16 protein-coding genes are annotated in these 20,912 nt (G+C 72.4%); 8 read left to right on the forward strand and 8 right to left on the reverse strand.

Going from position 1 to position 20,912, the window contains the following annotated elements:
* Positions 1 to 13 precede the first annotated feature (13 nt).
* The gene (locus tag ABGA98_RS19330; RefSeq protein WP_347619719.1) at positions 14 to 238 is read right to left on the reverse strand and encodes a hypothetical protein; all 225 of its coding nucleotides are present in this window, start codon (positions 236 to 238) and stop codon (positions 14 to 16) included.
* Between the two features lie 290 nt (positions 239 to 528).
* On the opposite strand from ABGA98_RS19330, the gene ABGA98_RS19335 reads away from it, so the two are divergent.
* Positions 529 to 3,240: a BTAD domain-containing putative transcriptional regulator gene (locus ABGA98_RS19335; protein ID WP_347619720.1), complete on the forward strand. Its 2,712-nt coding sequence runs from the start codon at positions 529 to 531 to the stop codon at positions 3,238 to 3,240.
* 138 nt (positions 3,241 to 3,378) lie between these two features.
* Entirely contained in the window at positions 3,379 to 4,938 is a 1,560-nt protein-coding gene (locus tag ABGA98_RS19340) for a CBM35 domain-containing protein (protein WP_347619983.1), read from the forward strand.
* A gap of 88 nt (positions 4,939 to 5,026) precedes the next feature.
* Here ABGA98_RS19340 and ABGA98_RS19345 read toward each other — a convergent pair whose 3' ends face one another.
* Positions 5,027 to 6,736, reverse strand: coding sequence for a protein kinase (locus ABGA98_RS19345; RefSeq protein ID WP_347619721.1), 1,710 nt, complete (start codon positions 6,734 to 6,736; stop codon positions 5,027 to 5,029).
* A 218-nt stretch (positions 6,737 to 6,954) separates the two neighbouring features.
* Between ABGA98_RS19345 and ABGA98_RS19350 the strand changes: the two genes are divergently transcribed.
* On the forward strand, positions 6,955 to 9,762 hold the full coding sequence (locus ABGA98_RS19350; RefSeq protein ID WP_347619722.1) for a BTAD domain-containing putative transcriptional regulator: 2,808 nt from the start codon (positions 6,955 to 6,957) through the stop codon (positions 9,760 to 9,762).
* Between the two features lie 12 nt (positions 9,763 to 9,774).
* Here ABGA98_RS19350 and ABGA98_RS19355 read toward each other — a convergent pair whose 3' ends face one another.
* Positions 9,775 to 10,743: a threo-3-hydroxy-L-aspartate ammonia-lyase gene (locus ABGA98_RS19355; protein ID WP_347619723.1), complete on the reverse strand. Its 969-nt coding sequence runs from the start codon at positions 10,741 to 10,743 to the stop codon at positions 9,775 to 9,777.
* A gap of 90 nt (positions 10,744 to 10,833) precedes the next feature.
* A complete protein-coding gene (locus ABGA98_RS19360; RefSeq protein ID WP_347619724.1) occupies positions 10,834 to 11,526 on the reverse strand; it encodes an alpha/beta hydrolase in 693 nt (230 codons plus the stop codon).
* A gap of 107 nt (positions 11,527 to 11,633) precedes the next feature.
* Here ABGA98_RS19360 and ABGA98_RS19365 point away from each other — a divergent pair, with 107 nt between their 5' ends.
* Positions 11,634 to 12,596: a WYL domain-containing protein gene (locus ABGA98_RS19365; RefSeq protein ID WP_347619725.1), complete on the forward strand. Its 963-nt coding sequence runs from the start codon at positions 11,634 to 11,636 to the stop codon at positions 12,594 to 12,596.
* 19 nt (positions 12,597 to 12,615) lie between these two features.
* Here the strand turns inward: ABGA98_RS19365 and ABGA98_RS19370 are convergent, their stop codons facing one another.
* Positions 12,616 to 15,531: a BTAD domain-containing putative transcriptional regulator gene (locus ABGA98_RS19370; RefSeq protein WP_347619726.1), complete on the reverse strand. Its 2,916-nt coding sequence runs from the start codon at positions 15,529 to 15,531 to the stop codon at positions 12,616 to 12,618.
* A gap of 99 nt (positions 15,532 to 15,630) precedes the next feature.
* Between ABGA98_RS19370 and ABGA98_RS19375 the strand changes: the two genes are divergently transcribed.
* From ABGA98_RS19375 to ABGA98_RS19390, 4 genes are all read left to right on the forward strand, one after another.
* Complete coding sequence (locus ABGA98_RS19375; protein ID WP_347619727.1) at positions 15,631 to 16,212, forward strand: dihydrofolate reductase family protein; 582 nt, start codon at positions 15,631 to 15,633, stop codon at positions 16,210 to 16,212.
* Positions 16,213 to 16,293: 81 nt separating this feature from the next.
* Complete coding sequence (locus ABGA98_RS19380; protein WP_347619728.1) at positions 16,294 to 16,590, forward strand: DUF3817 domain-containing protein; 297 nt, start codon at positions 16,294 to 16,296, stop codon at positions 16,588 to 16,590.
* 197 nt (positions 16,591 to 16,787) lie between these two features.
* Positions 16,788 to 17,126: an Lsr2 family protein gene (locus tag ABGA98_RS19385; protein ID WP_347619729.1), complete on the forward strand. Its 339-nt coding sequence runs from the start codon at positions 16,788 to 16,790 to the stop codon at positions 17,124 to 17,126.
* Positions 17,127 to 17,542: 416 nt separating this feature from the next.
* A complete protein-coding gene (locus ABGA98_RS19390; protein WP_347619730.1) occupies positions 17,543 to 18,490 on the forward strand; it encodes a sulfotransferase in 948 nt (315 codons plus the stop codon).
* Between the two features lie 115 nt (positions 18,491 to 18,605).
* Here the strand turns inward: ABGA98_RS19390 and ABGA98_RS19395 are convergent, their stop codons facing one another.
* Genes ABGA98_RS19395 through ABGA98_RS19405 form a run of 3 tightly spaced genes read right to left on the reverse strand, consistent with a single transcriptional unit; the run spans position 18,606 to position 20,910 of the window.
* Positions 18,606 to 19,412, reverse strand: a complete 807-nt coding sequence (locus ABGA98_RS19395) for a carbon-nitrogen hydrolase family protein (RefSeq protein ID WP_347619731.1) — start codon at positions 19,410 to 19,412, stop codon at positions 18,606 to 18,608.
* Between the two features lie 23 nt (positions 19,413 to 19,435).
* The gene (locus ABGA98_RS19400) at positions 19,436 to 20,083 is read right to left on the reverse strand and encodes an RraA family protein (RefSeq protein ID WP_347619732.1); all 648 of its coding nucleotides are present in this window, start codon (positions 20,081 to 20,083) and stop codon (positions 19,436 to 19,438) included.
* Between the two features lie 35 nt (positions 20,084 to 20,118).
* Positions 20,119 to 20,910 (reverse strand): ABC transporter permease, encoded by a 792-nt coding sequence (locus ABGA98_RS19405; RefSeq protein ID WP_347619733.1) that lies wholly within the window; start codon positions 20,908 to 20,910, stop codon positions 20,119 to 20,121.
* Positions 20,911 to 20,912 lie beyond the last annotated feature (2 nt).

Consider the following 20,912-nt stretch of genomic DNA (forward strand, 5'->3'; position numbering starts at 1 on the left):
ACCGGACCGGCGTCTAGCAGTAGGACCAGCCGTTGCACCTGGTCCCCGTGTTGTAGGTGCAGCACCTGCGGTACTGGCACCGGCCACCCATCACGGTGCGATATTCCTCCCAGCAGCTGCTGGCGGCGGCCGTGACCTGGGGGACGAGCCGTTCGACGAGCCGATCGGTGAGTCTGGTGAGAACCCGCATGACGTCCTGCCTCCCGTTGTCCGTCAGCAGCGGACCCAGCCGTTGCATCTGGTCCCGCTTTGGTACACACAGCACCAGCGCTTGTAGCACTGCTGCGGCTTGTCGTCCCACTGCCAGTAGCACCCCATGGCTGAGGCCTTGACCTGGGGGACGAGCCGTGCGACCAGGCGGTCGCAGAGTCCGTGTAAGGCGTGCATGAGCCCTCGCTTCCCGAAGAGGAGCCTTCTCCTGGCAGCCTCACCCGGGCACCTCAGTGATTTCTCAATGACTTCTCAATGCTGTTCCGAAGGCATGACAACCTGGGAGGAGCCGATCTCCCTTGACTACGCTGGAAGGCCATGTTGATTCGGTTGCTCGGACCGGTGGAGCTGGAGCGCGCGGATCAGACCAGTGCGGTGCGCCCCCCGCAGGCCGCCCTCGCGCTCGCCGCGCTCGCCTGGGAGGTCGGCAGGGTCGTTCCCGTCGAGACGCTGCTGACCCGGATCTGGGGCGAACGGATCCCGTCCGGCGCGCGGAACACCCTCTACACGATCATCACCCACCTCCGCCACGAGGTGCTCGGCGACGACGGCGACGTGCCGCGCAAGCTCGGCGGCTACCTGCTCGACGTGGACGAATCCGCCGTGGACCTGTCGCGGTTCCGCCGCCTCACCGAGCGGGCGGCAGCCGTACCGGATCCTCGGCCGCTGCTGAGCGAGGCGCTGGCGCTGTGGCACGGTGACCCGCTGACGGGGCTGCCGGGCGAGTGGGCCGAGCGGGCCCGCCGGCGGCTGCGGGACGAGCGCAAGGAGATCGTGCTGAGGTGGGCGCGTTCGGTGACCGACGCCGACCCGGGAGCCGCGGTGGCGGCGCTGTCGCCGCTGGCGGAGGAGTACCCGCTGGACGAGCTGGTCGCCGTCGCGCTGATCGAGGCGCTGCACGCGTCGGGGCGTACGGCCGAGGCGCTGACCTGCTTCGCCAGCGTGCGCCAAACGCTCGCCGAGGAACTGGGCGTCGAACCCGGGACGGCGCTGCGCCGGGTCCATCGCCTGTTGCTACGGCACGACGAGGTGGCCGAGGCCGAACGTCCGGTTCCCGCGCAGTTGCCCGTCCACCTCGGGTGCTTCGTCGGCCGCAAGGCCGAGCTGGAAGGGCTGGCCGCCGCCGGCGCCGTATGCGTGATCTCGGGACCGCCGGGCGTGGGCAAGTCGTCGCTGGCGCTGCGCTGGGCGCACCTGCACCGCGACCGTTTCCCCGGCGGCCAGCTCTACGCCGACCTCGGCGCCCTCGACCCCGCCGGCGCCCGCGCGGTCCTGCCCCGCTTCCTCGGCGCGCTGGGCGTCGTGGAGAGCCAGGTGCCCTCCGGCGTCGAGGCCCAGATCGGGCTCTACCGCAGCCTGGTGTCCGACCGCCGGGTGCTCGTCATGCTCGACGACGCCCGCGGCGCCGACCAGGTCGCTCCCCTGCTGGCCACCGCGCCCGGCTCGCTGACGCTGATCACCAGCCGGTCCGAGCTGCCCTCGCTGTCGGTCACCGTCGGAGCGTCGCTGCTCCACCTGAGCGTCCTTTCCCGTGAGGAGGCCCGCCACCTGCTGGCCGCCCGGGTCGGCGAGGCCCGCCTGGCGGCCGAGCCCGAGGCCGCGGAGCTGATCATCGACAGGTGCGGCCGCCTGCCGCTGGCCCTGGCCATCGTGGCGGCACGGATGGTACGGCGCAGCGACCTGCCCCTGGCCGAGATCGCCGCCGACCTCGAACGGGCGGAAACGGACCTGGAGCCGTTCGCCGACACCGACCCTGCGATCGACCTGCGCGTCGTGTTCTCCCGGTCCTACCGCGAGCTCACCGAGGAGGCGGCCGGCCTCTTCCGCCATCTCGGCAGGCAGGCCGGCCCGGACTTTCCGCTGTCCGCGGTGGCGAGCCTGGCCGCCCTGCCCGTGGAGCGTACGCGGAAGCTGGTCGACCACCTCGACCGCGCCAACCTCGTCGACCTCTCCGCCCGCGGCCGCGTACGCCTGCACGACCTGCTGCGTGCGTACGCCGCCGAGCAGGCCCGCGCCACCGACAGCCGCACCGTGCGCCGGTCGGCCACCCGCCGCCTGCTGGACCACTACGTGCACTCGGCGTGCGCGGCCAGCGCCGCCTGCTATCCGCACCGCGAACGCGTCAGGCCGGACCCGCCCGCCCCTGGCGTCGCCGTGGAGCACTTCGCCGGGCGGGCGGAGGCTCTGCGCTGGTACGCCGCCGAGTCGGTGGCGCTGCCCGCGGTGGTGTCGGAGGCGGCCGAGGCCGGGCTGGACCGGCACGCCTGGCAGCTGGCGTGGGGGTTCGGCGAGTTCATGCAGCGCCGCGGCCCCTGGGAGGAGATCCTGCACGTCGAGGCGGTGGCGCTGAGCGCCGCGGCGCGGCTCGGCGACCGCCTGGCGCAGGCCGGCAGCCACAGCCGCCTGGCCCGCGCCCACGCCAAGCTCGGCCGCGACCAGGAGGCGGTCACGCACTTCGACCAGGCCATCGAGCTCCACCGCGACCTCGGTGAGCCCGTCCTGGAGGCGCACCTGCACCTGGGCCTGACGGTCCCGGTCAGCCGGGTACGGCCCGGCGAGGAACTCCGCCACGCGCTGCGGGCCCTGGAGCTCTTCGAAGCGGGCGGAGACACCATCGGCAAGGCCCGGGCGCTGAACAACGCCGGTTGGTGGCGCGCCCAGCTCGGTGAGTACGACCAGGCGCTCACCGACTGCAGCCATGCGCAGCGCATCCTGGCGGACCTCGGCTACGCCCAGGGCGAGGGGCACGCCTGGGACAGCATCGCCTACGTGCTGGACGCCATGGGTGACCACGCGCGGGCGGTGGCCGGCTACGAGCGGGCGGCCGAACTGTTCCAGGAGTGCGACGACCTCCACCCCGCCGCGCAGACGCTGGTCCGGCTCGGGGAGACGCACATGGCGGCGGGCGACACGGCGGCCGCGCTGGACGCCTGGAAGCGGGCCGTGGAGTGCTACGACGCTCTCGGGGACGCCCAGGCGGAGGCGGTTCGCGCCCGCTGCGCGGCGCTGGGCCGCCCCACGTGGCGCTAGGGAGGGATCATCGCCGTACTGGCGGCCGGATGAAAGTTTCAGCGGCGGTTGACGAGGGGAAAGCGCTTTCCTACTGTGGCATCCGTTTCTGCTTTGCCCGGGCAAGGGACACCGTACCCAACCCATTGGAGCAGCATGATGCGCCTCACCTCCGCCATCGCCTGCGCCGGCCTGTTAGCCGGCACGCTCGCCTTCGCGCAACCGGCACACGCCGCACCCACCCGCTACGAGGCCGAGACCTCGCCCGCCGTCTGCAACGGCAGCATCGACAGCGACCACTCCGGATATTCGGGCAGCGGGTTCTGCAACGGCGACAACAACACCGGCGGCTACGCCCAGTTCACCGTCAACGCCGCCACGGCAGGCACCACCACCCTCGCCATCCGCCACGCCAACGGCACCACCAGCGGCCGCCCCGCCGACCTGATCGTCAACGGCGCCACCACCCAGACCGTCCCGTTCGCGGCCACCGGCGCCTGGACCGCCTGGACCACCACGACACTGACCGTGCCGCTGAACGCCGGAAGCAACACCATCCGGCTCAACCCCACCACCTCGAACGGCCTGCCCAACATCGACTACATCGACGTTGAAGCGGGCGGCACGACCGAGCCGCCCGCCGACACGTTGTACGTGGCGCCGGGCGGCAGCGACAGCGCGGACGGGACGGAGTCGGACCCGACGACCCTCACCTCCGCGATCTCCCGCGTCGCCCCCGGCGGGACGATCTACATGCGCGGCGGCACCTACCGCTTCTCGCAGACGGTCACCATCCCGCCGGGCAACGACGGCACCTCCGGCGACCGCACCGAACTGTTCGCCCATCCAGGCGAGACGCCGGTGCTGAACTTCTCGGCCCAGAGCGAGGACTCGGCCAACCGCGGGCTGGCCGTGGGCGGGTCGTTCTGGCACATCCGCGGCATCGTCGTCGAGCGCGCCGGCGACAACGGCATCCTGCTCGCGGGCAACAACAACATCATCGAGCGCACGGTGACGCGCTTCAACCGCGACTCGGGCCTGCAACTCTCGCGGCTGGTCGCCGGGGCGCCCGCGGACCAGTGGCCCTCGGGCAACCTCGTCGTGAGCTCGGTGTCGCACGACAACGCCGACTCCGACGGCGAGGACGCCGACGGCTTCGCCCCGAAGCTCACCGTCGGCCCCGGCAACGTCTTCCGCTACACGGTGTCCCACAACAACATCGACGACGGCTACGACCTGTTCACCAAGGACGACACCGGACCCATCGGCGCGGTGACCATCGAGGACTCCCTCGCCTACGACAACGGCACCCTGAGCGACGGCAGCCAGGCCGGCAACGGTGACCGCAACGGCTACAAGCTCGGCGGCGAGGACATCGGGGTCGACCACGTCATCCGGCGCAACATCGCCTACCAGAACGGCAAGCACGGGTTCACCTACAACCGCAACCTCGGCACGATGACGGTGTCGGGCAACGTCAGCATCGGCAACGAGGAACGCAACTTCAACTTCGACGGCGGCTCGTCGGTGTTCCGGAGCAACACCTCGTGCGACAGCGGATCGAACGACCGGATCATCGGTGACGCCGACGGCTCGAACCAGTTCTGGTCCGGCTCGAACGGGTCGCGCTGCTCGTCCTACAGCGGCTCGCTGAGCTGGTCGTTCGCCTCGGACGGCCGCCTCGTCGTGACCTTCGGCGGCAGGCAGGTGACGCCGTAACAACCATCCCCGTGGCCGGTACGACAGCCGTACCGGCCACGGGGCTCTCACCACCCGTCCGCGGCTTCCGGCACGTCACGGCTGACGGTCACCCCAGGGTGCTCCAGTCGCGCAGGGTCCCGGGACCGTCGACCACCGTGTCGGCGTAGGTTCCGTCGGCGACGCGGATCTTCATGTACTGGGTGCCGGAGAACACCCAGTAGTCGTTCCTCTTTCCCGGCACGGGCATCGCCGCGTCGATCCCGTGCCTGAACGCGGCGTGCTTGAAGAACGTGCCGGCCCACCCGTCGAGGCCCGACGGCCCGTTGGTGACCTCGCCGCCGGGTCCTTCGCCGTCCAGCCTGGTCCTGACGTACTGGTCGCCCGCGAACACCCAGTACTGCTTCGGGTCGTCCGGCGTGCGCACCACCGCGTCGATGCCGCCGTCAGGAAGGCCGCCGAAGGCGCTCTCCCAGTCGCGCAGCGGCCTCGGACCCGCCACCAGCGTGTCGGCGTACCCGTCCTCGGCGCCGGCGATCCGCATGCGGAGATACTGGCTGCCGGAGAAGACCCAGTACTCGTCGCGGGAGCCGGGGACGCGCAGCGTCGCGTCGATCCGGTCCCGGAAGCCCGGCAGGCTCCGGAACGTGTCTTTCCACGCGTCGAGTGACGAGGGCTCGGACAGGCGCTCGCGCACCGGGTAGCCCGAGGCCGACATGCGGGCCCTGATGTAGCGGTCACCGGAGAACATCCAGTAGTAGCCGGGGGCCTTGAGGCTGGGATCGTCAGGCATCGGCAGCACCGCGTCGGTGCGGGTCGGGTGGGTGGCGTTCGCCGTCCCCGCCGCGTCGGTGGGGGAGGCGTACGTGGTGGCCGGCGAGTTCGTGGCGGTCCCCTCCGCGCCGGCGCCGGCTTCCGAGCGGCTCATCAGCACACCCGCTCCGACGGCCGCAGCGACCAGGACGACCGCCGAAACCGCCGCCACGCCGAGCACCCGCCGGCGCGGAACGGCGCCGCCCATCGCAAAGTGCTGCGTGCCCGGCGCCGTCGCGGCAAGGGGCCGCAGCATCTCGCTCGCCTGCTCGACGGAGGGACGATCGGCCGGGTTCTTCCGCAGCAGTGCTTCGAGCGCGGGACGCAGCGGTCCCGCGCTTGCCGGGATATCCGGTTCGTCCCTGATGACGGCGTTCAGCACGCCGACGGGCTCCGGGCGGGCGAACGGGGAACGGCCGGACAGCAGCACGCACAGGGTGGCGCCCAGCGAGAACAGATCGCTGGGCGGCCCCACCGGCAGGCCGCTCACCCGTTCAGGGGCGATGTACTCGAACGACCCCACCACCGCGCCGCTCGCGGTGAGCGACTCGCTTCCGGCCAGCGCCGCGATGCCGAAGTCGCAGAGGACCACCCTGCCGTCGCGGCGCAGCAGGATGTTGCCCGGCTTGACGTCCCTGTGCAGCGCGCCGGCCGCGTGCACGGCATCGAGAGCCGACAGGAGTTGCAGGCCGATCCCGGCGACGGCGGCGGGATCCATCGGGCCGTTGGAAGCGACATGCTCCTTCAGGGAGGGCCCGTCCACGTACTCCATCACCAGCCACAACCGCTGATCGTGGTCCACCAGGTCGTGGATGTTGACGACGTTGGGGTGGGAGATGCGGGCGATGGCGTGCGCCTCCCTGCGCGCCCGGGCCGCATGCTCGGCGCCCTTCACGCCCGTGGCCCGGACATGCGTCTCCTTGACGGCGACGGTGCGGTCCAGGAGCCGGTCGGTCGCGCGCCACACGGTCCCCATGCCTCCGCTGCCGAGGCGATCCAGCAGCACGTACCGATCGGACAGCGCTAACGATGCACGGTTATCAGCCACACGACAAACCTACTGATCGTCCGTGTCTCCGGTGCGGATGATCAGAGATCCGTATCAGGCGGCATGCTTGACACGGAAACGTCGTCTCGCGCGCGGGCGGAAAGGCCCGAGCCAGCCTCATCCAGGGTGGAGAGCTCCCATAATGTCCACACCGAACGAGGGACGGGAGCACTCCGATGGGGCTGGGCATCAAGGTTCTTGGGCCGTTCGAGGTCACAGTCGACGGTGAGCCGCTGAAGCTGGCCGGGGAGCGCCGAATCGGGCTCCTGGCCCGTCTGGCCATGAACGCCGGGCACCCGGTCTCCACCGAACGGCTCCTCACCGACGTCTGGGGCGAGAGCACGGCGTCCACCGCCGGCAAACAGCTGCACATCGTGGTGTCGAAGCTGCGCGAGCTACTGGACGACGACGTCATCACGACCGTCCCCGGCGGCTACCGGCTGAACCTCGCCCCGGAGAACGTCGACGCCCACCTGTTCTCCCGCCTGGTCCGCCAGGCCAGGGAAGCCCGGGACCGGGGTGACGGCACGACGGCGGGCAGTCTGTTCCGGCAGGCCCTCGGCCTGTGGCGGGGCGCCGCGCTGACCGGCATGTCGGCCCCCTGGACGCAGATCGAGGCCGCCCGCCTGGACGAGGAGCGCCTCACGGCTCAGGAAGACCACGTCGACCTGCGCCTGGCCGCAGGCGAACACCAGGACGTGGCGGCCGAGCTCGCCGCCCACGTCAAGGCGCATCCCCTGCGGGAACGCCTCCGCGCTCAGCTGATGCTGGCGCTCTACCGGGCCTGCGGGCCGTCCGACGCGCTCGCGGCGTACCAGGAGGCCCGGCGCGTCACGGTCGATGAGCTGGGCGTCGAGCCGGGAGACACGCTGCGCCGGCTCCAGCAGGCGGTGCTGGCCAGGGACCCGGCGCTCGACCTCGCCGCCCAGCAGCCCGGCGCGCCGGGCGTCCCGGCCGAGCTGCCCGCCGACACGCGGGTCTTCACCGCCCGGGCCACCGAGATCGCCTGGCTCGACAAGGCGGTCGCCGACGCCGCCCCCGGCGCGCCGGCCATCGCCGCGATCGACGGCGCCGGCGGCATCGGCAAATCGGCCCTGGCAGTCCACGCCGCCCACGCCATCGCCCACCGCTTCACCGGCGGAGTCCTGTACGTCAACCTGAACGGCGCCACCGCCGGGCTCCAGCCGGTGCAGCCCATCGAAGCGCTCGGCCAGTTACTGCGCTCCCTGGGCCTGGACGGCTCAGCCGTGCCGGCCGACCTGGAGGAGGCCGCGGCCCGCTACCGTTCCCTCACGGCGAACCGCAACCTGCTCATCATCCTCGACAACGCCCGCAACGCCCAGCAGGTGCGGCCGCTCATCCCCGCCGGCGACGCCTGCGCGGTCATCATCACCAGCCGGCAGGCCATGGTCTCGCTCGACAACGCGAACCACCTCCACCTGACGGGGCTCGACCACGCCGACGCCACCGCCCTGCTCGCCCGCATCGCCGGCCCGGGCCGCGTCCAGGCCGAGCCGCACGCCGCCGAGCAGATCGTACGGCTGTGCGGCGGCCTCCCCCTGGCCGTCCGCATCGCGGCGGCACGCCTGGCCGCGCGCCCCGACTGGACGCTCTCCTACCTCGCGGACCGCCTCACCGACGCCACCCGCCGCCTGGACGCCCTCGAACACGCCGACCTGGCCGTCCGCGCCTGCATCGCCGTCAGCCACCACCACCTCCGCGAAGAGCCCGCCGGCCACGACGCCGCCCACCTGCTCACGTTCCTCGGCCTCCTCGACACCCCCACCTTCACCCCGGCCGCCACCGCCGCCCTGGTCGAGTGGCCGGAGCGCAGGGCGGAAGCCGCGCTCGACCGCCTCCTCGACGCCCGCATCCTCGAGCCCGCGGGGCACGGCGGCTGCCGGATGCACGATCTGGTCCGTCTCTACGCCCGCGAGCGGGCCGTCCTCGACATCCCCGCCCCCGAACGCGCCACCGCGGCCGGCCGCGGCCTCCAGCACTACCTGGCCACCGCCCAGACCGCCAGCCTGCTGCTCGATCCCGTCTCGGACGGGTCCATCAAGGCGTACCCGGCCGACGGGCGCGGCGCCGACCTCTCCACCGTCGAAGCAGCGATCGCATGGGTCGATAGAGAGCGGGACAACCTCCTCGCCGTCGCCCACCAGGCCGCCGCCGACACCGGCGCCCCCCGCACCGCGATCGGTCTCTCTCAGGCCGTCCACGGGCTCTTCTGGCGCAAGGGATGGCACACGGAACTCCCCGGGCTGTTGCGGAAGTCGCTGGACATCGCGGAGCGGCGTGGCGACTGGGTGGGCCTGGCCCTGGGGCACTCGAGCATCGGCTCGGTCTTCCAGGAGCAAGGGCACTTCGCGGCCTCGGTCCATCACCTGAAGGAAGCCCTCGCCTGCTGGGATCGTACGGACCAGCCCTCCTACAAGGCGGGGACGTACAACGACCTCGGCATCACCTACACCATGCTCCGGAGGTTCGACGACGCGCTGGCCGCCTTGGACAGCGGCCTCGCCCTGACCCGGGAGAGCGGCCGGCGCGACCACGAGGCGTCCGTCCGCAACAACCGCGTGCACGTCCTCTACCGGCAGCTGAGGTTCGAAGAAGCGATCGAGGAGGCTCGCCTGGTCCTGGATCTCTGGGCCGATCTGAAGATCCCGTCCGGGGAAGCGATAGGGCATGACACCTTCGCCGACGCCTGCCGGGCGGCGGGCCGGCTCACCGAGGCGGTCGGCCACTATCGGGAGGCCATCCGGCTCCAGCACGAGACCGGCCAGTGGCTCGGGGAGGCGGTGTCCTGCTGGTGGCTCGGCCAGACGCTGTACGACCTCGGCCGGCACGACGACGCGCGGGAGTCCTGGCAGCGGTCGTTGCGCCTTCTGGAGGACGCCTACCTCCTCGCGGCGGAGGAGGTCCGCCAGCTCCTCGCGCAGCCCGTGCCGGACGTGCCGCTGCCCATCAGCAACCAGCTGTGAGCCGCCGCCGGGTCAGGGCCCGCACAGCTCGGCGAAGCGCCGGGCGTCGACGTTGCCGCCCGAAATGACGACGCCGACCCGGCCGAGCGGCTGCTCCACGCGCCCCGCGAGCAGGGCCGCCAGGCCGCCGGCGCCGCTCGGCTCGACGACTATCTTCAGGCGTTCGAAGGCGAAGCGCATGGCCTGGCGGATCTCGTCGTCGGTGACCAGCGCGACGGCCTCGACCAGGCGCTGGTTGATCGAGAAGGTCAGCTCGCCCGGCGTCGGCACGGCCTGGCCGTCGGCGATGGTACGCGGCACGTCGATGGTGACGCGCCGGCCCGCCTCCAGGGAACGTTTGGTGTCGTCACCGGCCTCCGGCTCGACGCCGATCACGCGGATGCCCGGGTGCAGGCCCTTGGCGGCGGTGGCGCAACCGGCGATCAGCCCGCCGCCGCCCACCGGGGCGAGGAGCAGGTCGAGCCGCCCGGCGTCCTCCAGCAGTTCGAGGGCCGCCGTGCCCTGCCCCGCGATCACGTGCGGGTGGTCGTAGGGCGGGATCAGGGCCAGGCCCCGCTCGGCGGCGAGCTCCGCGCTGAGCGCGGTGCGGTCACCGGTGTAGCGGTCGTAGGTGACGATCTCGGCGCCGTAGCCGGCGCTCGCCTCCATCTTCGACGGCGGGGCGTCCTCGGGCATGAGCACCACCGCGGTGGTGCCGAGCTCCCTGGCGGCAAGGGCGACGGCCTGGGCGTGGTTGCCCGAGGAGTAGGCCGCGACGCCCTTGACCAGCTGCTCGCGCGGCAGGCGGGAGGCGGCGTTGTAGGCGCCGCGGAACTTGAACGCGCCCACGCGCTGGAAGTTCTCGCACTTCAGGAACACCTCGGCGCCCACCAGCCGATCCAGGGTCCGCGAACGCAGCACCGGGGTGCGGTGCGCGACGCCCTCGATCCTGGCCGCGGCGTCGCGGACGTCGTCCAGGGTGACCGGGGGAATGGACGTCATGCGGTGTCTCCCATCGAGATGTGGCGCGTCGGGCCGGTCGCCGGAGGCCTGACGTGAGGCTACGCCCTGCCCGCGCTTCGCGCCGCTCGATCAGCTCCCGGTCGCGGCGGCCGCCTCGGCGAGGAGCCGGGCGAGCTCGGCCGGCCTCGTCATCATGGGCCAGTGGCCCGAGTCGAGGTCGACGAGGTCGACGTGCTTGGCCCTGGCGAGCTCGGGCAGGTCGCCGGCGTCGAGCCACTCCCGAGCCTGGGCGGGGGTGTATTCAGGGCACACGAGGACGACCGGGACGTCCCACCGTCGTTCGTCCGTCAGCCGAACCACCCCCCTGGAAACTCCCTCGGGCACGGGGACCGCGGCGGCCGAGAAGCGCAGCCGCGCCTCCTCGTCGAGGTCGGCGGAGTCCGGCCCCTCGAACGGCCCCCAGCCGGGGAAGGGCATGACGCCGTCCTCGACCTCGAAGAAGTCGGCGTAACGGTCGCCGTCGGCGGCCGGGAAACCGCCGACGAGGACGACCTTGGCGACCTGCTCCGGCCGAGCGTCGACGGCCAGCCACGCCAGGGTGCAGGCGGCGGAATGACCCACCACCATCGGCCTTCCCTGCGCCGCGTCGACGGCCGCGAGCACCGCCGCCACCTGGTCGTCGAGCGTGGCCGAGGCGGATCCGTCGCCCTGGCCCGGGAGTGCGACCGGCACGGGGCGGTGACCGAGCGCCCTGAGCTCGGGCACGACCTCGTCCCACGCGGATCCGTCGAGCCACAGGCCGCCGATGAGCACGATGTCCATGTCAGTCCTCTTTCTCCAGTACGGACGTTCGCTGCAGCGACCTCACGATAGGACCGATTCCGGACGATGTACTTCCGGTTCCCACCGTGACCACCTAGTCTGCTCGTGTGCCGGCCGACCTCAGCCCAACCGCGCGCGCCCTGCGCACCCTCGAAACCCTCCAGGCCCGGCCCGGCGTGACGGCCGGCGAGCTCGCCGCCACCCTGGGAGTGACGGAGCGGGCCGCGCGCCGGTACGTCGGGATCCTCAGGGAGGCGGGCATCCCCGTCGAATCGGCCAGAGGCCCCTACGGCGGCTACCGGCTCGGGCGCGGGACGCGGCTGCCTCCGGTCGCCTTCACCGAGCCCGAGGCCCTGGGCCTGGTCATGGCGGTGCTCGACGGCCAACCGGCCGCCACCGACGTCGACGACCTCGTCGGCGCCGCCCTGAGCAAGGTCATCCGTGCGCTGCCCGAGAGCGTCGGCCGGCAGGCGGCGGCGCTGCGCGCGCACGCGTCGGCCGCGCCCGACCCGCGCTCCGCCCGCCCTGACCCGGCCACCACCGGCACGCTCGTCGCCGCCGCCGCGGGCCGGCGCCGCCTCGTGATCACCTACCGGAGCGAGTCCGGCAACGAGTGGGAGGCCGATGTCGATCCCTGGGCGGTCGTCGTCCGCCATGGGCGCTGGTATCTCCTGTGCCGCTCCCACCGCGCGGACGCGATCCGCACCTACCGGGTCGACCGCATCCACGCCGTCCGGCAGACCGCGTACACGTTCGAACCGCCCGGCGACCTCGACCCGGTCGCGGCGCTGGAGGAGAACCTGGGCACGGGATGGAAGTTCCCCACCCGCGTGGTGTTCGACGCCCCGCCCGCCGAGGTGGCGCCCTGGATCCGGCCGCCCATGGGACGCCTCGAACCGTCGGGCGACGGGTGCGTGCTCACCGGGAGCACCGGCAATCCGGCGATGTACGCGCAGGAGTGGCTGGCCTGCGTGCCGCTCGCCTTCCGGGTCGAGGGCGGGCCGGAGCTCCGGGCCGCGGTCGCGGCGCTCGCCTCGCGTTTCGCCGCCGCCGTGGCGGACCGCCCCTGACCCCGGCCCTCGCACCCCGTCACGCCGACCCGGCGACCCCGGGAAAGGCCCCGTCGGGACGGACGCCGTCGGGGCGGGCCCCGTCGGGGCGGGCGCCGTCGGGGCGGGCGCCGTCGGGGCGGGCGCCGTCGGGGCGGGTGGCGGAGAAGGTGGCGGCGGCACGTTCGTCAAGGGCGGCCAGTTGGGCGCGGACCTGGTCGGTGGTCGAGGGGTCGAGGTCGCCGAGGAGAAGGTGGGCGTGACGCCAGTGCTCGCGGGCGGCCGCGTGGTCGCCCGCGAGACGGTGGCAGGCGCCGAGGTGGGCGAGGGTACTGGCCTCGGCGTACGGGTCGCCGAGTGCCCGGAACAGGGCGAGCGCGCGGTGGTGGCAGGCGATCGCGGCGGCGGTGTCGCCCAGCCGGAGGTGGGCGTCGGCGAGGCACGACCACGTGTGGGCCTGGTAGGGCCGGTTGCCGAGCTCCTGGTGCAGGGCCAGGGCCTGCTCGCACAGCTCACGCGCCTGCCCGTGGTCTCCCAGGCGGCCGTGGTGGAGGCCGAGGTCGGTGAGCGCGATGGCCTGGCCTGAGCGGTCGCCCAGCCGGGCGAAGAGGTCGTGGGCGCGGCTGGCGGCATCGAGGGCGTCGGCGTCGCGGCCCTGGAGAGCATGGACGTGGCCGCGATAGTGGTGCGTCCACGCCTGGTGGGCCGGGTCGTCACCTGATCGTTCCAGTGCGGCGTCGAGGTTGCGGTGGGCGTCGTCGAAGCGGCCCAGGTCGGCCAGCGCGGCGGCCAGGTTGCGGCGCGCGCGGATCTCCTCCGCCCGGTCGCCCAGCCGCCGGGCGGCGGCCACGGCGGCCCGCTGGGTCTCGGCCCGGTCGTGCCAGCGCCCGCGCCGGTGCAGGTAGACGAACAACGCCCGGGCCAGATCGCAGACGTGCCGGTCGAGCCCCAGGCCGGCGGCGAGCTTCAGGACGGCGAGCAGGGCGGGGCGCTCGGCCGTGAGCCAGTGCATCGCCTCGTCAGACCCTTCGAAGCCGGTGACGGAGACACCGGGCAGGGGCGCTGCGGGAGGCTCGATCTCGACGGGCCCGTGGAGGCGCAGCGCGGCGGCGTACGCGGTGTGCGCGTAGTGGTCGGTGAGGCGGCGCAGCGCGGCGTCGCGGTCGTCGTCGCGGGCGAGGCAGAGCTCGGAGGCGTAGGCGCGCAGCAGGTCGTGGCACGAGTAGCGGCCGGGGGCGTGCTCGGCGAGCAGGCTGGCGCGGGTCAGCTCGGCCAGCGGCGCGTGTACGCGCGAGACCGGGACGCCCGCCAGGCTGGCGGCGGCGTCGATCGTGCAGCCAGGACCGGGATGCAGCCCGGCGACCAGCCGGAACAACCGCGCCGCCGCCTCGTCGCCGAGCGTCTCGTACGACCACGAGAAGATCGTTCGTACGTCGGCGGCACGGTCGAGCGCACCGAGGGCGTCCCGGAGCTCGCCGGCCAGCTCGCCGAGCGGATGCGCGGGGTGAATCGCGGCGCGGGCGGCGACGATGGCCAGCGCCAGCGGCAGCCCGGCACAGCGGCGGACGATGGTGCCGGCGGCCTCGGGATCGGCGGCGATCCGGTCATGGCCGAGCCGGCGGGCCAGCAACCGGCGGGCCTCGTCCGGCGGCAGCAGGCCGAGGGTGAGCGGATGGGCGCCGTACGTCATGACCAGCCCGGCGAGGTGGTCACGGCTCGTGACCAGCACCAGGCATCCCGGTGCGCCGGGCAGCAGCGGAGCGACCTGTGCGGCGTCGCGGGCGTTGTCCAGCACCACGAGCATGCGCCGCCCGGCCAGCAGGCTGCGGTAGAGCCCGGCCTGCGCGGCCGGTCCGTCCGGTATCCGGTGCGGCGGCACCTCCAGCGCGCCGAGGAACTCGCGGACGGCCGCCTCCGGTCGTACGGCCTCGCATGAGGGGTCGTAGCCGCGCAGGTCGGCGTAGAGCTGGCCGTCCGGGAACGCGCCGGCGGCCCGGTGCGCCCAGTGCACGGCGAGCGTGGTCTTCCCGACGCCGGCCGTGCCGGCGATCACGGCGATCAGCGCCGACCCGGACCTCGGCTCGTCCAGCGGGCCGAGCAGCGCGTCGAGGGCCGCCAGCTCGGGCTCCCGCCCGGCGAACCCGTCGAGGACGGCGGGCAGCTGCCTGGGCACCACGCGTCCGCTGGGCGCGGCTCTGCCCGCGAGCAGGTCGGCGTGGACCTGCCGCAGTTCGGGGCTGGGATCGGCGCCGAGCTCCGCGGCGAGCCGGCGCCGGATCGTCTCGTAGCGCTCCAGCGCCTCCGCGGGGCGGCCGGCCGCCTCCAGAGCGCGGAGCAGCCGCACCCAGAGGGATTCGCGCAGCGGGTGCCGCTCAGCCAGGTCGGCGGGCTCGGTCAGGTCGGGGCACGACCCGCCGGCGAGGTCCAGGTCGATCCGCCGCTCCCACGCGGTCAGGTACCGCTCCTGCAGCGCCGGCGCCACGGACTGCTCCAGCCAGTCCGAGCGGATCCCGTCGAAGGGGGTGCCGCGCCACAGGCCGAGCGCGGCGGCGACCCGCGACCGCTCGACCACCCGGTCGCGCGCCGCCGCGGCCTCGTCGAGCAGGCGGCCGAAGCGGAGCGCGTCCACGCGGTCAGGCTCGGCGGACAGCAGGTAGCCGCCCGGCCTGGCCACGATCAGCTGGCCCGCGGAGGTGCCCAGGGCGCGGCGCAACCGCTTGACGTTCGTACGGACGTTGGCCCGCGGGTCGCCGCGCTGGTCGGCGCCCCACACCGCGCTCGCCAGCCTGTCCACCGGGACGACCCGGCCCGCGGACAGCGCCAGCACGGCCAGCAGCGCCCGCAGCCGCCCGGCGGGCAGCTCGACCGGCCGTCCGGACACCGAGACGCGCAGCTGCCCGAGCAGCTCGACGGTCAACACGCGGATCGTTCCCTTCCTGGCGGCGGCGGGTTTCACCCGACTGACACAACACTGCCACCGCGTTCCGACAGGCTGGCGAGCGTCTCGTCCGAGGTGCCGCACCGAGGACCGGGCTTCACCAAGGAAGGAACTGTCATGAGCAAGGTCGTTTCGGGAATCTCGATGTCGTTGGACGGGTTCGTCACCGGGCCGAACGTCACCCGCGAGCAGCAGCTGGGAGACGGCGGCGAGGTCCTGCACAGGTGGCTGCACGAGCCGGACCCGCGCGACATCGAGCTGCTGGACGGGATGCGCGAGGGTGCCGGCGCGCTGCTGATGGGCCGGCTCTCCTACGACCTGGCCGAGGGCGACGGAGGGTGGGGGGACGGCGGCCCGGCCGGCCCGGCGCCGTGTTTCGTGCTCACCCACAACCCGCCGGCCCCGGAGACGGTCCGGGCGCCTTCGGTCTTCACCTTCGTCACCGACGGTGTCCACAGCGCCGTGGAGCGGGCGAAGGCGGTGGCCGGGGACAAGGTGGTCGCCGTGCACGGCGCGAGCGTCGCCCAGCAGTGCCTGGCCGCGGGCCTCATGGACGAGATCCAGATCCATCTGGCCCCCGTGCTGCTCGGCGGCGGCACCCGGCTGTTCGAGCATCTGGGCGGCCGGTTCCAGCTTGAGCACGTCGCGGTGATCGACAGCCCGAACGCCACCCACCTGCGCTACAGGGTGGTCCGCTAGCGCTGCCGCCGCTCCTGAGGTGACGGTTTCGTGCTCTACAGCCTGTAGAGTACGAATTCCGTTCGTGCGAAAGGTGGAAGCGTGCTGCGTTGGTTCCGGGTCGTGGCGGTGGCCGAGGCGTGCTCGTGGGCGGGCCTGCTGGTCGGGATGTTCTTCAAGCACGTGACCGCCACCGGCGAGCTCGGTGTGAAGGTGTTCGGGCCGATCCACGGGGCGATGTTCGTGTTGTACGCGCTCGGCGTGGTGCTTTCCGCCCGGGAGGCGGGCTGGAGCCGGGGCGCCGTGGTGCTGGGCCTGGTGTGCGCGGTGCCGCCGTTCACCTCGTTGTGGTTCGAACGCCGGATGGCGGCGCGCGCGGCGGTCGGCCAGGCGACCTGACGGGGCCGGTCGTCGGCGGCGCCGGGGAGCCGGTTCCCCCCACGAATAGGGCTGTCTTGAATATTTTTTCAACTTCGCCGATCTCGGCACCCCTGCGACAGGTCATGTGAAACGCGGCTCACACGACCCCGGACGATGCATATGGTGCTGAAGGCGGCTACAGTACGCTGCAACCATAGCGTCCTTGGAGCACCATCATGGCGAAGCGCATCGTTGAATCTTTTATCGACGACATCGACGGAAGTGAAGCCGAGGGAACCACCGCGTTCGCCCTCGACGGCACTAACTACGAGATCGACCTGTCCGGCGACAACAGGGAGAAGTTGGAGAAGGCTCTCGCGCCCTTCATCACCAAGGCGCGCGCGGTCCGCGCCGAGCGGACCCGCGGGCGGCGCGGAGCCGGCGGCGCGTCCCGGTCCATCAGCCGTGAGAAGTCCACCGAGATCAGGCGGTGGGCCAAGGCCCAGGGCCTCCCGGTGAGCGAGCGCGGCCGCATCGCCGCCACCATCGTGCAGCAGTACGAAGCGGCCCACTGACCGGGCGCGCCCGGACCCGGCTCCGCCCTATTGGAAACGGGGCCGCCGGCACGATCGAGCCGCGCGGGCGAGCACATCTCCATAAGTCGCGGGAATTGCGGCCGGAGCCGAGTTCATGGAGACCGGCCCGCGGCCGCCGGTGCAGAACAAAGGGAACTAGCGGTTACTGGCGCCGCTTTGAATAAAGGTTAATCTCGACCGTGCCGGCGGCTCTTCGCGTGGGCGAGGGCCGGGGCTCCTCGCCGACCCATGATGCCGGCGGCGCCGAGCCTCGACCTCCTTGTGACGGGACCGTGACGGGACCCAGTTCGCCGAAGCGGTTTCGGCCGGAGGGCGTTGGACCCTACCTTGGGGTGGATGACCCCGAGCACAACCGCTTCCCCCCTCGCAGCCCGTCTCTCCCCACGCTTTCAGGCATGACCATGGCACCGACTCCCCCGCATCAGCCGATCCGCATCCTGTTCGTCGGAGGCCACGGAAGGTCGGGCAGCACCCTGGTCTCCCGCGCGCTGGGCGCGGCCGAGGGCGCGACCTGCGTCGGCGAACTGCGTTACCTCTGGACGCAGGGCGTGACCAAGAACCAGCTCTGCGGATGCAGCAAGAAATTCCGCCGGTGCACGTTCTGGCAGGAGGTCGGCCAGGCCGCCTTCGGCGGCTGGCGGAACGTCGACGCCGCCGAGATGGCCAGGCTGCACCGCTCCGTCATGCGCATCAGGCACGTGCCGCGCTATGTCCTGCCCGGCGCCACGGGCGCCTTCGCCCAGCGCGTCCACCGGTACGCCGAGACCATGGCCGCCGTCTACCGGGGGATCGCCGAGGTCAGCGGGAGCCCGGTGATCGTCGACTCCTCCAAGTTCCCCACCTCGGCGCTGCTGCTGCGCCGGGTCTCCGGCATCGACCTGCGCATCGTCCAGCTCGTACGAGGCCCGCACGGCGTCGTCCACTCCTGGTCGCGCAAGGTCCAGCGCGCCGACAAGAACGGGCGGCTGATGGCCACCCACTCACCGGCGCAGACCGCCGCCGAGTGGCTGGCCTTCAACGCCGCCATCGAGTCGTTCCGCCTGACCAGCACCCCGTGGACGCTCCTGCGCTACGAGGACTTCGTGGCCCGGCCGCACCGTGAGCTGTCCAGGGTGCTGGAGTTCGCCGGGCTGCCGTCGGCCGGCACGCCGTTCCTCGGTGACGGCACGATCGACCTGCCCGCCGATCACAGCGTCGCGGGCAACCCGATGCGCATCCGTACGGGCGTGGTGCCGCTCCAGGCGGACGAGGAGTGGAGGTCGGCGATGCGCCCGGCCCGCCGCCGCCTGATCACGGCCTTCACCGCCCCGGGGATGTTGCGCTACGGCTACCCGCTGCGCTGACCCGGCGTGACCGGGCGCTCCGGCGAGCGGGGGGCGCGTGCCGGCCAACGGGAGCGCCCCGCGTCACGAGGACGCGAGGGCGGCCGCCGCACCGCGGGTGAGCGCCCGTCCCGCGTCACGAGGACGCGAGGGCGGCGATCGTGAAGCGGCGGTTGGCCAGGCTGGGGTTCTTGGCCCGCACCTGGTCGATCCGCTCGGCCGACAGGGTGCCCGACGCGAGACCCTCCGACTCGCCGGCCGACGCGACGATCGTGCCCATCGGGTCGATGATCATGCTCTGCCCGGTGCAGTTGGGGCCGGACTGACCCGACATGACCAGGTAGGACGTGTTCTCGATCGCGCGGGCGCGGGCCAGCGTGGTCCAGTGGTCCTCCTTGGCGGGGCCGACCACCCAGGCGGCGGGCACGATGACCGCGTTCGCGCCGGCGTCCACGAGCAGCCGGGCGATCTCGGGGAAGCGCAGGTCGTAGCAGGTCATCACCCCGAACGTGAGCCCGCCCATGCGGAAGGTCAGCGGCGTGAACTCCGCGGGCTGGATGCGGTCGGACTCCTTGTAGCCGAAGGCGTCGTAGAGGTGCACCTTGCGGTAGACGCCGATGCGGGCGCCGTCGGCGTCGAAGGCGACCACGGTGTTGGAGGAGCGGGGGTTGTCCGGCAGTTTCTCCGTCATGCCCGCGACGACCGCGATGCCGTGGCGCTTGGCCGCCTCACCGACGGCCGCCACGAACGTGCCGTCCAGCGACTCCACGGCGCCGCTGATGTCGGCGGTGACGTCGGGATTGGAGTACATCGCGTTCTCGGGAAGCACGACCAGGTCGGCCCCGTCGCCGGCGGCGCGCTCGATCAGCCCGCGCACCTTCTCGAGGTTCGACTCCTTGTCGGTGGTGGCGCCGAACTGCGCCACCGCGATCTTGATGCTCATCTGGACTCCTTGTAGAACGGCGGTCATGCGAAGTACTTGGCCGCGCCCGAGTAGTCGGAGATGCGGCCGCCCGCCGCGATCGCCTCCCGGGCGGGGATCTCGGCGTCCTCCTTCTTCTTCAGCACCGCCGCGATCTCCAGCGCCTCGGCCGGGTCGAGGATCGCCACCCCGTCGGAGTCGGCGAACACCACGTCACCCGGCGTGACCACGACGCCGCCGATCGACACCGGCACGTTGATGGACCCCTCGATGCCGGAGATCCGCGTGGTGTGGGCGGCGATGCCCCGCGAGTACGCGGGGAAACCGTATCCGGCCATCTCCTCGATGTCGTTGATCCGCCCGTCGATGACGGCGCCCACGGCTCCCCTGGTCTTGGCCGTGAACGACACCAGCCCACCGAAACACGACCGCTGCTCGTCGCCGCTCTGCTCGACGACGAGGACGTCACCGGGCCGCAGGTCGTCGACCGCGACGTGCACGGCGGTCGAGTCGAGATGCGGCAGGCGCACGGTGACGGCGGTGCCGACGAACTTCAGCGGCCGCGCGTTGGGCGTCAGCCCCCGGGGAAAGCCATGATCACGCAGGTGGCCGAGGGTCGAGGTGCAGACCTGGCTCAGGGCCTCGGCGATCCGGGGATCGATCGAGGGGGCGGACGGATGACGGACGAACATGAAACAACTCCCGATAACTGATATCTGCTGAGGTCCTAGCGGAGGACCCTCTTCAGGCCGGCCGCCCGTTCGATGATCACCATGAACAACACGCTGATGGCGATCAGCACGACCGACAGCGCCGCGATCTGCGGATCTGTCCTGCTCTCCACGTAGTGGAAGATCTCGACGGGCAGGGTGGTGGCCTGCGGGCCGACGACGAAGAGGGAGATCACCGCCTCGTCGAAGGAGATGAGGAAGGCGATCACGCCGCCGGCCAGCACCCCTGGGGCGATGAGCGGCAGGGTCACGCGGGTGAACGTGCGCCAGGGGGACGCTCCGAGAGTGCGGGCGGCCTCCTCGCAGGACCGGTTCATGGTCATCAGACTCATGGAGGTGGTCCTGACGACGTAGGGCACCGTGATGGCCAGGTGGGCCACGATGAGCCCGCCGTACGTGCCGGTGATCTTGAGGGGGGCGAGGACCAGCAGGAGCGCGAGCCCGAGGACGATCGCCGGCACCATCAGCGGTGACAGGAAAAATCCGGACATGGCCTCGCGGAACCGGAACTCGTGCCTCGTCAGCGCCACCGCGACGGGCACCCCGATCAGCAGCGCCAGCAACGCCACTCCCACACCCACCACGGCGCTCACCTGGAACCCGTGGATGAACTCCGCGTTCTGGGCCAGGCGCTCGTACCACTGGAAGGTGAAGCCCTGCGGCGGGAACGACATCGTCGACTGCGCGTCGAACGAGATGATCACCACCATGAGGATGGGCGCCAGGAGGAACAGGTACAGCAGGGTCACGACCGCCCTGGTCGGCCAGCCCTTGAGCTTGGATGTCACGC

It is taken from the genome of Nonomuraea sp. B1E8 (genome assembly GCF_039871515.1).
Lineage (GTDB): Bacteria > Actinomycetota > Actinomycetes > Streptosporangiales > Streptosporangiaceae > Nonomuraea.